The following is a 13,563-nucleotide window of genomic DNA, read 5'->3' on the forward strand; positions in this document are numbered from 1 at the left end:
GCCCCCGGCGCGGGCCTGCCGGCCGTGCCTACGGCCCTCCTTTCCGACTGGCCCGGCCCCTGTGCCGCGCCCGACCACCTGCGAACCGATCCTGTGAAATTCTTCGTCTCCTGCGCCAAGGGCCTGGAATACCTGCTTGCCGATGAACTGTCGGCCCTGGGCCTTGGCAAGGCCACTGCCACCATTGCCGGCGTCAACGCCGAGGGCGAACTGGAGCAGGCGCTGCGGATCGTGATGTGGTCGCGCCTGGCCAGCCGCGTGCTGTGGCCGATCGACGAGTTCGAGTGCCCGGACGAGCAGGCCCTGTATGACGGCGTGCGTGCGCTGCCTTGGCACGAGCACATCAAGCCGGAGATGACCCTGGCGGTGGACGCGCACGTGTCGGGCGACAAGATCACCCATGCCCGCTTTGCCGCGCAGCGGATCAAGGACGCCATCGTCGACCGCATGCGTGATGAAGGCCTGGAGCGCCCGTCGGTCAACACCGACCTGCCGGATGTGCGCGTCAACCTGTCACTGCGCAAAGGCCGTGCCTCGCTGTCGATCGACCTCGGCGGCGGCCCGTTGCATCGCCGTGGCTGGCGCGGCGCCGCTCACGAGGCACCGCTGAAGGAAAATCTGGCCGCCGCGCTGCTGCTGCGCGCGCAGTGGCCGCGGCTGCACGCCGCCGGTGGCGGCCTGCTGGACCCGATGTGCGGCAGCGGCACGCTGCTGATCGAAGGCGCGCTGATGGCTGCCGACGTCGCGCCCGGCCTGATGCGCCACGGCAGCCTGCCGCCGAGCCGCTGGCTGGGCTTCGACAAGGCCGCCTGGAAGAACATCCAGAGCGAGGCGCGTGACCGCGAAGCGGCTGGCCTGGCCGCGCTGAAGCCGGTCATCCACGGCAGCGACATCGACCCGACCGCGATCCAGGCGGCACGCGAGAATGCCGAGGTGGCCGGTGTCGCCCACGCGATCCGCTTCACCCGCGCCGACGTCGCCGACCTGGCCGCACCGGAGCAGGAGATCGGTGCGGTGGTCTGCAACCCGCCGTATGACGAACGCCTGGCCGCCGACCCGGCGCTGTACCGCGCACTCGGCAATGCCCTACAGAAAGCGGTGCCGCAGTGGCGCGCCAGCCTGCTGTGCGGCAACGACGAACTGGCCTTTGCCACCGGCCTGCGTGCGGGCAAGAAGTACCAGATGTTCAACGGTGCGCTGGAATGCGCGCTGATCGTCTGCGACCCGATCGCCGTGCCGGGCCGTGACCCGGCGCAGCCGCGCGAACTCAGCGAAGGTGCGCAGATGGTGGCCAACCGCCTGCGCAAGAACCTGAAGAAGTTCAAGAGCTGGCGTGCCCGCGAGGACATCACCTGCTTTCGCGCCTACGATGCCGATCTGCCGGAGTACGCGGCGGCCATCGATGTCTACGAGGAAGACGGTGGCAAGCGCCGCACCTTCCTGCATGTGCAGGAATACGCCGCACCGGCGGCGATTCCGGAGAACGACGTGCGCCGCCGCCGCAACGAGCTGCTGGCGGCCGCGCGCGAAGTATTCGGCGTGCCGCCGGAACAGGTGTCGATGAAGTCGCGCGAGCGCGGCAAGGGCGGCAGCAAGTACGGCCGCTTCGAGCAGCGTGACGAATTCATCGTGGTGCGCGAGAACAACGCGCTGCTGCAGGTGAATCTGTTCGACTACCTGGACACCGGCCTGTTCCTCGACCACCGCCCGCTGCGCCGGATGATGGCCGAGCAGGTGCGTGGCAAGCGCTTCCTCAACCTGTTCTGCTACACCGGCGTGGCCAGTGTGCAGGCGGCTGTTGCCGGTGCCGCCAGCACCACCAGCGTCGACCTGTCGGCGACCTACCTGCAGTGGTGCTACGACAACCTGGCGCTGAACGGGCAGGGCGGCAACCAGCACCTCCTGGTGCAGGCCGATGCGATGGCCTGGCTGGAAGGCGACCGTGGCCAGTACGACGTGATTTTCTGCGATCCGCCGACCTTCTCCAACTCCGCACGCGCCGATGACTTCGACGTGCAGCGCGAGCAGTTGAAGCTGCTGCGCGCGGCGGTGGCGCGGCTGGCGCCGGGTGGCGTGCTGTACTTCTCCAACAACTTCCGCCGCTTCAAACTGGAAGAGAACGCCATCGCCGAATTCGCCCAGTGCCGCGAAATCACCGCGCGCACCATCGGCCCGGATTTCGAGCGCAACGCGCGCATCCACCGCGCGTGGGAACTGAAGCGGTTGGGGTAATTCCGGTAGTGCCGGCCGCTGGCCGGCAACGTTGTCAGATCCGCAGAGGGTTCATGGGATGCCGGCCAGCGGCCGGCACTCCCCATATCTGGCCGGTACATCCACGCCATGCGTGGATGGCTGTTCAGTAGATCCACGCCATGCGTGGATGGCGGTTACAGCAACGCCACCAGCAGCCCGGCCACGGGCAGCGCGATCGCCAGCGGCGCGATCCATTTCGGCCGGTACGGGTACAACCCGAACGACAGCACCACGCCGCCCACGGTCATCACGCCCAGCCACAGCACCGGGCCCATCGCCCAGCCGTGGTCGACCACGCACAATGCGAACGCTACCGTCAGCAGCACCCAACCCAGCACCCGCCACTGCGTGCGCCGTGCCGGGGTGGCTGCAGCCTTGCCGTGCAGGTCGTGCTGGTGCTTCTCCATCGCCAGCGACAGCGCGGTGAACGCAGAGAACGACAGGGTCAATGCCAGCAGCATCATGCGCTGGCCTCCGCTTCGGCGGTTTCTGCAGCGTCCACCGGGGCCTTGGGCGCCGCCGCCGCCGCTGCACGCTTCTTCTTCTCGGCCGCGCTCAGCGGTGGTGTCCAGCGCTGCATGCGCCAGCCGCACAGCGCCAGCATCGCGCCGAACGCGATCATCGACAGATCAAAGCCAGCCAGCACCCAGTCCCCGTTGCGCAGGGTGTTGCCCAGGTGCGCATGCGTGGTCAGCGCATTGACCACCGGCACCAGCGCGAACGCGGCTGCGCCCAGGTACAGCTGCCAGGCCCACATCATCCGCTTCGGCCAGATGAAGGCGGCCAGCAGTGCCGCACCCCAGGCGTAGAAGAACACGTTGGCCTCGGCGCTGGAGCGTTCGGCGATGTCCAGCGGCAGCAGGCGGTTGCCCCAGAAGTACGCTGCAAAGGCGATCGGCAGGCCGGCCACGGTACCGATGTTCAACGCATCGACCAGGCGCAGGCCGAAGCCTGTGCGGCCACTCTTGGCGTGCTTGGGCCGTTCCTTCACCGCCCACAGCACCACGCCGCTGGCCACCATCAGGCAGCCGACCAGGCCGGACAGGAAGAACAGTGCGCGCAGGCCCCAGTCGGCGAAGCGCGCCAGGTGCAGGCCGTACAGCACGCCGCGGGTGGCGGTGGCGCCACCGGAAGGCGGTGTTTCTTCCAGCAGCGTGCCGTTGACCATGTCGTAGCGCACGGCCGGGGTGTCGGTGGACAGGCGCTTGCCGTCACGCTGGCGGATGTCGATCACTGCATTGGCCGCGCCCGGGTTGGACACGGTGAAGCCGGCCACTTCCACGCCGTGCCAATGCGCTCGCGCGCTGTCCAGCAGCTGCGCGATCGGCAGCGGCGTGGCGCGGCCTTCGGCAGGTGCAGTCACCTCCGGCATGCCACCGAAGGCCTCGCTGTAGAAGGCATCCTCGTCCTGCGGGTAGGCCACCTTCACGCCCCACGGCAGGTACATGATCATCAGGGTGACGATGCCGGTGTAGGTGATCATCGCGTGGTAGGGCAGGGCCATCACCGCGCTGACGTTGTGGAAATCGAGCCAGGAACGCAGGCCCTTGTCCTTGCGGAAGGTGAAGAAGTCCTTGAAGATTTTCTTGTGGGTGATGACGCCGGTGATGATTGCCACCAGCATGAACATCGCACAGAAGCCGACCAGATAGCGCGCCCACAGCACCGGGATGTAGTGCAGGTCGAAATGCAGGCGGTAGAAGAAATCACCGCCGCGGGTCTCGCGCGCTTTCAGCGCCTGTCCGGTGTTCGGGTCCAGTGTTGCGTCGCCAAAGCCCCCTCGACGGCCACGGCTGGGATCGGCCAGCTCCGGCGGCAGCCGCCAGAACATCTGCATGGCCGGGTTGCGCGGTTGTGGCAGGGTGACGAACCAGTTCTCGGCCTGCGCGGCGTTGGCCTGCAGATAGTCCACGGCACGCTGCGCGGCCACATCGATGCTGACGTTGCTGGAGGGCAGTTCCGGGCGCATCCAGCGGCTGATTTCCTCGCGGTAGTAGCTGGCCGTGCCGGCCATGAAAATCAGCAACAGCAGCCAGCCGACCAGCAGGCCGGTCCAGGTGTGCAGCCAGGCCATCGACTGGCGGAATCCGTTCTTCATGCCCAGGCCCCCAGCATGCGCGCGATGACTGCCATCAGCAGGGTGGGGGCGAGGATGCCGACCCACGCACGCAGCGCACTGCGGGTGGCGAACGCCCACAGCGCCGCGCAGGCGGCCACCAGAATGGCCAGCAGCATGCCGGTCAGCACGGTCTGGCCACGTGCGCCGGGCAGCGCCACCGCGCAGAACACGCTGGTCACAGAAGCCAGCGCGTAGCCGCCGAAGATCGCCGCCAGCGAGCGTGACAGCACGCCCCAGCGCGGGTTGGAGAAGAAGGTGCGGGGGCTGGCGGTTGCGGGCGAGCGGTCCACGGCGTTCCTGCAGGTTTCAGTGAAAAGGAACCGGCGCACCGCAGCGCGCCGGGGTTGGCCATCCGTGGCCGGGCACCGGTCGCAGAACCGGTGCCATCCATCGAGGGTCAGAGCTTCCAGCGCAGTGTCATCGTCACATTGCGCGGTTCGCCCCAGAACACGCCGTCATAGAAACCGACGCGGTTGTAATACTTCTTGTCCAGCAGGTTGTTCACGTTTACCTGCGCGGTGAAGTTCTCGTTGAAGCGATAGCCCGCCGACAGGTTGAGCAGGTAGATGTCGCCCTGTTCGATTGCCACGCGGTCGCGCTTGCCGCTGGTCAGGAAATCCGCACGCGGCTTGTTGCTCAGGCTCCAGATTCCGCTCTGCCAGGTGGCGCCACCACCCAGCCAGAAGCGGCCTTCAGCACCGCCCGGTCGCCAGCTGGCGTTGAGGCGGAACAGATCGACCGGGACGACGGTGTTCTGGCGCACGCCCTGCGCATTGCGGCTGACGGTGTGGGTGAAGCCGGCCGCCAGGTTCCAGTTCTCACCAAGGCTGCCTTGTGCTTCGATCTCCCAGCCCTTGACCTTGTTGCCCTTGCCGGTGGAGCGGTAGGCACTGACCCCACCCGGCAGCGAGTTTTCCGGCACCGAGTCATCGAGCTCGGCAACGTTGTCCTTCTGGCCCTTGAACACGGCCGCGGAAGCATTCAGCAGACCGTCGAAGAACTCGGCCTTGACGCCGGCCTCCCACATGTCACCGACCACCGGTTCGAGGTAGTTGTTATCCCGGTCACGGTAGTTCTGCGGCTGGAAGATATCGGTGTAGCTGACGTAGCCGCTGAAGTAGCGGTTGAAGTCGTAGATGAAGCCGGCATACGGAGTGAGCGAGTCGTCCGGCTTGTAGCCGCCACGACGCGTATCGGTCAGGCGACCGGCGGCGTCGTGGGTGTAGTTCCAGGTGCGCGTTTCCCAGCTGCCGTAGCGCGCGCCGAGCACCGCGGTCAACGGATCGGCCAGCTGCAGGCGCGTCGCCAGATAGGCCGCGCGCTGGCGCAGTTCGTCTTCAGAAGCCAGATAGCCCAGGCGGGTGACCTGCAGCGGCGCGACGTCGCCGTTCCAGCGATGCCAATCCGGTACACGGGTGTAGCTGTCCGGGTAGGCAGCAGTGTCGGTGGCAGGCACTTCACCCTTGCGCACCGATTGGCCGAAACCGAGCACCAGCTCGTGTTCCCGGCCGAACAGCCGGAACGGACCGCCAACGTTGAAGTCGAACACCTGCATATCGCCGTTCTCGCCGAAGCTGCCGACGAAGGCGCTGATGCCGCTGCCATCGGCATTCGGGTAGCCGGAGGCCCCGTACCACACCGCACCGTCGGTTTCGCGCTTGGAGCGGGTATAGGCGGCCTTGGCGGTCCAGCCGTTGCCCAACTGCTGCTCAAGGCGTGCGAATGCGCTCTTTTCGATGATCGGCCAACTGCTCCAGCGGGCGGACAGGTTGGTCGAGCGCGGCAGGTTGGCGGGCTGGCCATCGGACCCCCAGTACGGCACCACGCCCCAGGTCACGCCCGTGGTGCGCGGCGACTGGTATTCGTAGCCGGCCTCGAGCAGGGTCGTGTCGGTGATGTCGGCCTGGACGATGCCGTAGAACACGTCCTTGTCCAGTTTGTAGACATCGCGGAACGAGTCACTCTGTTGTTTGGCCGCCACCACGCGCGCGCGGATGCGGCCGTCGAGCGCAACCGGGCCACCGAGGTCGGCCTCCAGGCGCTGGTTGCCCCAACGCCCGAGGGTCAGGTTGGCGCTCATCTGGAAGCTGTCGGTAGGACGCTTGCGCACGAAGTTGATGGTGCCCGAGGGATCGCCGGCACCGGTGGTCAGGCCGGTTGCGCCGCGCACCACTTCGATGCGGTCATAGATCACGCTGTCGGTGTTGGTCTTGATGTACCCACCGAAGGTGTTGAGCATCCCATCGACCTGGAAATTGGTGATGTTGTAGCCGCGCGAGACGTAGTTGATGCGCTCGCTGTCGGTAACCGATACCGCCACGCCGGTGACCTGGCCCATCACATCGGACAGCGAGAACAAGCCCATGTCATCCAGGCGCTGGCGGGTGACCACGGTCATCGACTGCGGTGTCTGGCGCAGCGACAGGCCGAGCTTGGTGGCCGTGCTGGCACGCTTGACCGTATAGCTGTCGACGATATCGCCGTCAGCGGTGACCTGGACCGTATCCAGCGTGCGCGCGGAAGGATCGGCAGTGCCGTCGGCGTGGGCCAGCGGGGCGATCATCAGTGCGGTCACGGCCAGGGCCAGCAGAGTGGGACGAGGGTGGTTCAGCGGCATTGCCATCGGCGCGATTCCATGCAGGACGAAACAGGCGATGGAATGCGCAGACGCAGCAGCCGTGCGCTCCGCGCACGTCGCCCAGCGAGTCCCATCGACGGTGTGCCACCCGTGTAGTGCGGGCGACCCGGTAGTCGGGGGATGTACACGGGCGAAGGGGCGGGTGGGTGCGTGCTTCCGTGCCCCGCTTGGCTAAGCGTACAACCGATCGGCAAATGATAGGCATTCGCATTTCGTTAATCAAGCGTGACGAATTCCGTCTCCACGCAGGGCGTGGATCGACTGCCGGATGGGGTCCTAGAACCTGAACACCACCGTCGCGGCGTGCAGCAGCAGGCCGATCAGGCCGCCCACCAGGGTGCCGTTGAAGCGGATGAACTGCAGGTCGCGGCCCACGCTCAGTTCCAGCTGTTCGACCAGATGCCGTTCGTCCCAGCTCTTCACGGTCTGCGCGATATGCGTGGTCACGCCTTCGCGCAGGCGGCCGGTGAGGCGCTGGGCGCCCTCCAGAAGATGCTGGTTCAGCGCGTCGCGCAGGGCCGGGTCGGCCTGCAGGCTGCTGCCCAGTGACGCGAGGCTGCGCTGCAGGTGGCCGACCAGCGCCGAATCCTCACGCTGCAGGTCGGCACGCAGGCTGGCATGGATGCGCGCCCACAGCCCCTGCACGTACTCCTGCAGGGCAGGGTGGTCGATCATTTCCTGTTTGAGCTGTTCGATGCGCTCGGCCAGGGCCGGGTCCTCGCGCAGGCGCTGCACGTAGTTCTGCAGCCAGCTCTCGTAGTCCTGGCGCAGCGGATGCTGCGGCTCGGCCAGCACCTGCTGCAGTTCTTCCAGCACCGCCCGCGCCAGTCGCTCGGCCAGGCTGTCGCCGATCTCGTCGATCGGCTTGACCCAGTTCACCGTGCTCGACAGCGTCGGCCACTCGCGCTGGATGTAACGCACGATCAGCTGCGAGGCGCGCTCCTTCACTTCCGGCTGCTCCAGCCAGCGCCCCAAGCGCTGCAGGCCCTCGTCCAGCACGCGCTGGTGGCGCCCATCGGCGGTCAGCAGGGCCAGCAGCTCACCGGCGGTGGCGGCGGCATTCCACTGCCGCAGCTGCTGCACCACGAAGGCGTGCAGCTGCCGACGCACCGCGGTTTCGTCGAAGAAGTCCAGTGCCTGCAGGGCCCAGCCGCGGGCCATGTCGGCCAGCATCCGCGAACGTGCAGGGTCGGCCAGCCAACTGCCGAGACGGCTGGCCGGGTCGAATACCTGCAGCTTTGCCAAGAGGACCTGTGGTTCAAGGAACTGGTCGCGCACGAACAGGGCCAGGCTGTCGCCGATGCGTTCCTTGCTGCGTGGGATGATTGCCGTATGCGGGATCGGCAGGCCCATCGGCCGCCGGAACAGCGCGACGACCGCGAACCAGTCGGCCAGTGCGCCTACGGCCGCTGCTTCGCAGAAGGCCGAGACCCAGGCCCAGATGCCGCGCTCGCCCTGCCAGTGGCTGACCGCGAAACCGGCCAGCATCAACAGCAGCAGTCCCAGCGCGAGGGCTTTCAGGCGCCGCAGCTGTGCGCGGCGCGGATCGTTGGCTGACGTCATGCCGGAAGTCTAACCGGCACGGCATGAGCATCTGGTAGTGCCGGCCGCTGGCCGGCATCCGCAACGCACCCGGAACGTCCATGGGGTTGCCGGCCCGCGGCCGGCACTACCCGTTGGTTCAGAGCGCTTCGAGCTGCTTGCGCAACGCCGCCAGCTGCGCGCGCAGGGTGTCGTTCTCGCGGGTCAGCGCGACCACGCGGCGGCGCAACGCCGGGGCATCCTCGCCCAGCTGCTCCAGTGCCGACAGCACCTCGGCGTCGCGGCTGGCGATCTGCTCTTCGTCCGCTTCCTCGAAGTCCATCTCGGCTGCTTCCGGCTTCGGTGCGCGCGGCTTGCGCTTGGACTCGCGCACGCGCTTGGCGGCCTGCTTCAGCTCATCCTTGCCACCGGCGGCAGCGGCGCGCTGCTCGTCTTCCGGCAGGTCGGCCACGGCAGCAGCAGCGCTGATCGAGATCACGCCGGCCTTCACCGCTTCCACCACCTCGGCCGCGGCCTGGGCGTGGATGCGTTCGATCATGCCGACCTGGCTGGTGCTCAGCTTGGCCTCGCGGGCCAGCTCGGCGCGGCTGATCTTCGGTGCCGGTTCCCACGGCGGGCTGTCCTCACCCGCGTCCTCGATGGCTTCGGCGGTGCCGTCGCTCTCGCGTTGCAGCTGCGCCTGCTCGATCTGCTTGCGGGCGGCCAGGATGTCGCGCTTGCGCAGCGCCAGCACGCCGCGCTGGAAGTCGGACACGCTGCGGCGGCCCAGGTGCTGCTCGATCATCCACAGGTGCACGTCTTCCATGCTCTGGAAGCGGGTGTTCTGCACGGTATTGAAGGGCAGGCCATGCTTCTGGCAGATGCCGAAACGGTTGTGGCCATCGACCAGCACATCACCCCACAGCACCAGCGCATCGCGGCAGCCTTCGGCCAGGATGCTGCGCTCCAGCGCGTCATGTTCGTCCGCGGTCAGCGGGTCGATGTAGGCCTTGAGTTCTTCTTTGACGACGATATCCATGGGCACGGCAGCGAGCAGGAGCGGAACCGCGCATTGTACCCGCTCGCCACCGCCGGCCCGGGCTCAGGCGGTGGCCCGGATCATCTCGCCCAGGATGCTGGTGATCTGGTCGATCTGCGCCTTGTCCACGATCAGCGGCGGCGACAGCGCGATGATGTCGCCGGTACAGCGCACCAGCAGCCGGCCGTCCTGGAAGCAGCGCCGGAACACCTCGTAGCCACGGCTGCCGGGGGCATCGCGGCGCGGCGCCAGCTCGACCGCGCCGACCAGCCCGAAGTTGCGGATGTCGATCACGTTGGGCAGGCCCTGCAGCGCATGCAGCCGTTCCTGCCAGTATTCGCCCAGCTCGATGGCACGCTCGAACAGGCGCTCCTCGGCATAGACCTCCAGCGTGGCCAGCGCTGCGGCGCAGGCCAGCGGATGGCCGGAATGGGTATAGCCATGGAACAGCTCGATGGCCTGCGGCGGTGCCTGCATCAGGGTTGCATGCACGGCGTCGCTGGCCAGCACGCCACCCAGCGGTACCGCGCCGTTGCTGACCGCCTTGGCGAAGGTCAGCAGGTCCGGGGTGACCCCGAAGCGCTGCGCGGCGAAGGGCATGCCGACCCGGCCGAAACCGGTGATGACCTCGTCGAACACCAGCAGGATGCCGTGGTGGTCGCACAGCTCGCGCAGGCGCTGCAGATAGCCCGGCGCGGGCAGGATCACCCCGGCCGAACCGGCAATGGGCTCGACGAACACTGCCGCGATGGTCGAGGCGTCGTGCAGGGCGATCAGCCGTTCCAGGTCGTCGGCCAGCTCGGCGCCCTGGCGTGGCAGGCCCTTGCTGAACGCATTGCGCGGCAGGTCCAGGGTATGCCGCAGGTAGTCCACGCCGCCCAGCTGCAGGCCGAACGCCCTGCGGTTGTTGGGCAGCCCACCCAGCGCCATGCCGCCGAAACCGACCCCGTGGTAAGCCTTCTCGCGGCTGATGAAGCGGGTGCGCTGGCCCTCGCCACGCTGGCGGTGATAGGCCAGCGCGATCTTCATCGCGGTATCCACCGCCTCGGAGCCGGAGCTGGTGAAGAACACATGGTTGAGCGGGGCAGGCGCCAGTGCGGCCAGCCGCTGCGCCAGTGCGAAGGCCGGCGGCGAGCCCATCTGGAAGGCCGGCGAATAGTCGAGCGTGCGTGCCTGCTCGACGATGGCCTCGACGATGCGCGGGCGGGCGTGGCCGGCGTTGCAGCACCACAGGCCGGCGGTGCCGTCGAGGATCTGGCGGCCGTCGACGTCCTCGTAGTGCATGCCTTCGGCGCGTACCAGCATGCGCGGCGCGGCCTTGTACTGGCGGTTGGCGGTGAACGGCATCCAGTACGCGTCCAGTGACTCGGGGCGCTGGGTGGCCAGGTCGTGCAGCTCGCTTTCGGGACGCTTCATGCCAGCTCCATCGGGTCCGATGCGACGAATGTAGCGCAGCCGCGTCACGGTGGAGTCGCGGCGGTCCCGGTATAACCAAAGCTCGTTGACCGCTGGAGCTTCCCATGGCCGATTTCCCCGACCGCAGCCACTGGCAGGCGCTGTCCCTTCAGCTCTCGATGCCGGGCCAGGCCTTCATCGATGGCCGTTATGTCGATGCCGCCAGCGGCGCCCGCTTCGACTGCATCAGCCCGATCGATGGTCGCGTGCTGGGCGCGGTTGCCGACTGCGACGCGCAGGATGTCGAACGCGCGGTACTGGCCGCGCGGCGCAGCTTCGAGGCGGGCCACTGGTCGCAGGCGAGCCCGGCGCATCGCAAGCGCGTGTTGCTGGCGCTGGCCGCGCTGGTGGAGAAGCACGCCGATGAGCTGGCGCTGCTGGAAACCCTGGACATGGGCAAGCCGGTGCGTGACGCGCGCCGTATCGACCTGCCCGGTGTGGTGCGCTGCCTGAGCTGGACCGCCGAAGCGGTGGACAAACTGTATGGCGAGATCGCGCCGACTGGCCCGCACGAACTCGGACTGGTCACCCGCGAGGCCGCAGGCGTGGTGGCGGCCATCGTGCCGTGGAATTTCCCGTTGCTGATGGCCTGCTGGAAGATCGCGCCGGCGCTGGCGATGGGCAATTCGGTGGTGCTCAAGCCTTCGGAGCGGTCGCCGCTGAGTGCGCTGCGGCTGGCGGCGCTGGCCGCCGAGGCGGGCCTGCCGGAGGGCGTGCTGAACGTGCTGCCGGGCCATGGCGCGCGCGTCGGCGAACCGCTGGCCCTGCACATGGATGTGGATGTGTTGGCGTTCACCGGTTCCACTGCCACCGGCGCGAAGTTGCTGGAGTATTCCGGGCGATCCAACCTCAAGCGGGTCTGGCTGGAATGCGGCGGCAAGAGCCCGCACGTGGTGTTCGCCGACGCTCCCGATCTGGACGCGGCGGCCAAGGCCGTGGCGCAGGGCATCTTCTTCAACCAGGGCGAAGTCTGTACCGCCGGGTCGCGCTTGCTGGTGCAGCGCTCGATCCGTGAGGATTTCGTGCACCAGGTAGTTGCTTATGGCCAGCACATGCAGCCGCAGCATCCGCTGGACGCCGACGCGCCGATGGGCGCGCTGGTGGACGCCGCGCATCTGGACAAGGTGATGGACGACATCGCACGCGCCGAAGCTGAAGGTGCCCGCCTGCTGCTGGGCGGGCATCGTGCCGAGGTGGAGGCGGGTGGCAGCTATGTGCAGCCCACGGTGTTCGACCAGGTGCGCCCGGAGCAGGCCTTGGCACGCGAGGAAGTGTTCGGGCCGGTGCTGGCGGTGCTCGGTTTCGACGACGAGGCCGAAGCCGTGCGCGTGGCCAACGACAGCCGCTACGGACTGGCCGCCGGTCTCTGGACACGCGATCTGGGCCGCGCGCATCGGGTTGCGCGCCAGCTGCGCGCCGGCAGCGTCTGGGTGAACGGCTGGGATGGCGGTGACATGACCGCACCGTTTGGTGGTTACAAGCAGTCCGGCAACGGCCGGGACAAATCGCTGCACGCCTTCGACAAGTACAGCGAAATCAAGGCCACCTGGATCCAGTTGTAACGACGCGGCTGCTTGACCACTGTTCGCTCTTTGTAGAGTCGAGCCATGCTCGACTGTTTTTCGTTCTTCGGTAGAGCCGAGCCATGCTCGGCTGCTCCCCCTGCCCGGTAGCTGCGGACCGTTGGTCCGCACGCTCCAGCACCCAGCCGAGCATGGCTCGACTCTACAGAAGGCAGACAGCTGTCGAGCTACCGGCAGCGGGTACTCACCTGCAGCACCGCTGCACGCAGCAGATCCCGGTCGGCTTCTTCGACGGCATTCTGGAAGTAATCCATGTCCTGCCGGCCCAGCTCACACGGGTCGACGATGTATCCCGGTGGCCACAAACCCAGCAGTTGCGCTACGCCATGCACGATCTGCTCCGGCGTCATCTGCCGGCGGATCCGGAAGTAATTGCGGCGCGGCGCGAATGCCGGGTGTATCTCGCGGCGACCAATAAGGCGCGGAGCGACACCCGCAGCGCTGATGCCGTCGCCACCGTCGATGCTGCCCGCCGGGAGGCCCAGGATCAGCGGCGCCGCAACGGCCGTTTCCTCTGCGGCTGGTAGGGTGGAATCTGTCTGGGCAGCCGGGGCAGGACGTGGCATCGCCGAAGCGGCCGGACGCGTCACCTGTGCGGAGCGCAGGGTAGGCTGTTGAGGCGCCAGCGTCGGCGGTTCCTGCGGCAGCCAGCGCAGCGAGATCCTTGCGTCGTCGTTACTGCGCAGCATGATCCTGCCACTGCCCAGCAGCCACACTGCCATCAACCCATGCACCAGCAGCACCACCAGCCATGCCGCCATGCGCGGCAGCTTCGGCGAATCGGACCACGACAGCGCGACTGCAGTCATCGGCAAAGCATCCATGCAGGGACCGGTGGCGCAGCCTAGCGGGTGGCCCGAAAAATTCCGTTGGCATCGGTGTCGGCTGAAACCATCGCCCCGTGCGGCCACCGGCCCGTGGCAGAATCGGGCGATCCGCCGTTACCCGTGTTGCC

The 13,563-nt window shown here is 67.6% G+C and carries 10 protein-coding genes; 2 read left to right on the forward strand and 8 right to left on the reverse strand.

Annotated elements, in window-relative coordinates; translation table 11 throughout:
- Nucleotides 1-93: 93 nt before the first annotated feature.
- Nucleotides 94-2,232 carry a bifunctional 23S rRNA (guanine(2069)-N(7))-methyltransferase RlmK/23S rRNA (guanine(2445)-N(2))-methyltransferase RlmL gene (gene rlmKL / locus ACSYS9_RS06930; protein ID WP_071228417.1) on the forward strand — a complete coding sequence of 713 codons (2,139 nt, stop codon included), beginning with the start codon at nucleotides 94-96 and terminating at the stop codon, nucleotides 2,230-2,232.
- Between the two features lie 155 nt (nucleotides 2,233-2,387).
- Here rlmKL and ACSYS9_RS06935 read toward each other — a convergent pair whose 3' ends face one another.
- The 7 genes from ACSYS9_RS06935 to ACSYS9_RS06965 all read right to left on the reverse strand — a co-directional run bounded on the left by ACSYS9_RS06935 (nucleotide 2,388) and on the right by ACSYS9_RS06965 (nucleotide 10,986).
- A complete protein-coding gene (locus ACSYS9_RS06935) occupies nucleotides 2,388-2,717 on the reverse strand; it encodes a DUF3325 domain-containing protein (RefSeq protein ID WP_049399886.1) in 330 nt (109 codons plus the stop codon).
- Nucleotides 2,714-4,351 carry a PepSY-associated TM helix domain-containing protein gene (locus ACSYS9_RS06940; RefSeq protein WP_071228416.1) on the reverse strand — a complete coding sequence of 546 codons (1,638 nt, stop codon included), beginning with the start codon at nucleotides 4,349-4,351 and terminating at the stop codon, nucleotides 2,714-2,716. The genes ACSYS9_RS06935 and ACSYS9_RS06940 overlap by 4 nt, the downstream gene beginning before the upstream one ends.
- Nucleotides 4,348-4,662 (reverse strand): DUF3649 domain-containing protein, encoded by a 315-nt coding sequence (locus ACSYS9_RS06945; RefSeq protein ID WP_032127889.1) that lies wholly within the window; start codon nucleotides 4,660-4,662, stop codon nucleotides 4,348-4,350. The genes ACSYS9_RS06940 and ACSYS9_RS06945 overlap by 4 nt, the downstream gene beginning before the upstream one ends.
- 107 nt (nucleotides 4,663-4,769) lie before the next feature.
- The gene (locus tag ACSYS9_RS06950) at nucleotides 4,770-6,995 is read right to left on the reverse strand and encodes a TonB-dependent siderophore receptor (RefSeq protein ID WP_032969404.1); all 2,226 of its coding nucleotides are present in this window, start codon (nucleotides 6,993-6,995) and stop codon (nucleotides 4,770-4,772) included.
- 291 nt (nucleotides 6,996-7,286) lie between these two features.
- Nucleotides 7,287-8,573: a DUF445 domain-containing protein gene (locus ACSYS9_RS06955; protein WP_071228415.1), complete on the reverse strand. Its 1,287-nt coding sequence runs from the start codon at nucleotides 8,571-8,573 to the stop codon at nucleotides 7,287-7,289.
- Between the two features lie 118 nt (nucleotides 8,574-8,691).
- Nucleotides 8,692-9,570 (reverse strand): plasmid replication/partition related protein, encoded by an 879-nt coding sequence (locus ACSYS9_RS06960; RefSeq protein WP_032127886.1) that lies wholly within the window; start codon nucleotides 9,568-9,570, stop codon nucleotides 8,692-8,694.
- Nucleotides 9,571-9,633: 63 nt separating this feature from the next.
- Nucleotides 9,634-10,986 carry an aspartate aminotransferase family protein gene (locus ACSYS9_RS06965; protein WP_071228414.1) on the reverse strand — a complete coding sequence of 451 codons (1,353 nt, stop codon included), beginning with the start codon at nucleotides 10,984-10,986 and terminating at the stop codon, nucleotides 9,634-9,636.
- Between the two features lie 104 nt (nucleotides 10,987-11,090).
- Between ACSYS9_RS06965 and ACSYS9_RS06970 the strand changes: the two genes are divergently transcribed.
- Nucleotides 11,091-12,587 carry an aldehyde dehydrogenase gene (locus tag ACSYS9_RS06970; protein ID WP_071228413.1) on the forward strand — a complete coding sequence of 499 codons (1,497 nt, stop codon included), beginning with the start codon at nucleotides 11,091-11,093 and terminating at the stop codon, nucleotides 12,585-12,587.
- Nucleotides 12,588-12,775: 188 nt separating this feature from the next.
- Here ACSYS9_RS06970 and ACSYS9_RS06975 read toward each other — a convergent pair whose 3' ends face one another.
- On the reverse strand, nucleotides 12,776-13,417 hold the full coding sequence (locus ACSYS9_RS06975) for a hypothetical protein (RefSeq protein WP_071228412.1): 642 nt from the start codon (nucleotides 13,415-13,417) through the stop codon (nucleotides 12,776-12,778).
- Nucleotides 13,418-13,563 lie beyond the last annotated feature (146 nt).

The organism is Stenotrophomonas sp. STK17_22, from assembly GCF_051983905.1.
Classification (GTDB): Bacteria; Pseudomonadota; Gammaproteobacteria; order Xanthomonadales; family Xanthomonadaceae; genus Stenotrophomonas; species Stenotrophomonas maltophilia_A.

What these genes read in the sequence shown, in the direction of transcription:
- ACSYS9_RS06935 (WP_049399886.1), bottom strand. Translation starts at nt 2,717, where the DNA reads ATGATGCTGCTGGCATTGACCCTGTCGTTCTCTGCGTTCACCGCGCTG.
- ACSYS9_RS06975 (WP_071228412.1), bottom strand. Translation starts at nt 13,417, where the DNA reads ATGACTGCAGTCGCGCTGTCGTGGTCCGATTCGCCGAAGCTGCCGCGC.
- ACSYS9_RS06950 (WP_032969404.1), bottom strand. Translation starts at nt 6,995, where the DNA reads ATGGCAATGCCGCTGAACCACCCTCGTCCCACTCTGCTGGCCCTGGCC.
- ACSYS9_RS06940 (WP_071228416.1), bottom strand. Translation starts at nt 4,351, where the DNA reads ATGAAGAACGGATTCCGCCAGTCGATGGCCTGGCTGCACACCTGGACC.
- ACSYS9_RS06965 (WP_071228414.1), bottom strand. Translation starts at nt 10,986, where the DNA reads ATGAAGCGTCCCGAAAGCGAGCTGCACGACCTGGCCACCCAGCGCCCC.
- ACSYS9_RS06955 (WP_071228415.1), bottom strand. Translation starts at nt 8,573, where the DNA reads ATGACGTCAGCCAACGATCCGCGCCGCGCACAGCTGCGGCGCCTGAAA.
- ACSYS9_RS06960 (WP_032127886.1), bottom strand. Translation starts at nt 9,570, where the DNA reads ATGGATATCGTCGTCAAAGAAGAACTCAAGGCCTACATCGACCCGCTG.
- ACSYS9_RS06970 (WP_071228413.1), top strand. Translation starts at nt 11,091, where the DNA reads ATGGCCGATTTCCCCGACCGCAGCCACTGGCAGGCGCTGTCCCTTCAG.